This is a genomic window from Halorubrum sp. Atlit-26R (genome assembly GCF_003666015.1).
Taxonomy (GTDB): domain Archaea; phylum Halobacteriota; class Halobacteria; order Halobacteriales; family Haloferacaceae; genus Halorubrum.
The window spans coordinates 1-501 of sequence record NZ_QPLT01000419.1; the positions used below are offsets into that span (position 1 = coordinate 1).

General features: G+C 54.5%; 1 protein-coding gene and 1 pseudogene. Both read right to left on the reverse strand.

What is annotated here, in order from left to right; genetic code table 11:
• Window positions 1-225 (reverse strand): NAD-dependent epimerase/dehydratase family protein (locus tag DVK07_RS21255; protein ID WP_121598617.1); only part of this gene is annotated, 225 nt, incomplete at its 3' end.
• Window positions 222-501, reverse strand: a pseudogene (locus DVK07_RS21260) (dTDP-glucose pyrophosphorylase); the annotation flags it as partial. The gene DVK07_RS21255 and the pseudogene DVK07_RS21260, both read right to left, overlap by 4 nt.

Sequence of the window (501 nt, forward strand, 5' to 3'; positions counted from 1 at the left end):
TAAGTGGTAGATTTGGTCGACAGAATCGTAGTCAGGAAAGGGACGACGGACGTCGTGGTGAACACTCTCGAAAGAGTCGTCATCGATGTGTTCGAGATTCTTTGGTCGTCCGCTTCCGAAATTGTCGAGTGAGGTGACCCGATATCCCTCAGTGAGCAGAGAATCAACGAGATGGCTCCCTATAAAGCCAGCTCCTCCGGTGACGATGGCGTGCTGCCGCGTCATAGGTGAATTGTACTGCTGTCTCCGACATTCAGGTGGTTCGCTTCGCCCTGAACCGAGGCACTGTTCCCAACGATGCTATCTACGAGATTAACGTTTTCGAGGGTCGCGGACTGTCCGCGGATAGATTCGCGTAGGATGCTCTGGCGAACAGACGCGCCGTCGTCGATACTGACGTTCGGTCCGACGACGCTCGCTTCGATAGTGACTCCTTCACCGATGTCGACTGGTGGAACGAGTACAGCATCACCAGCCTCGATTGCTACCTTCGTTTCGAGG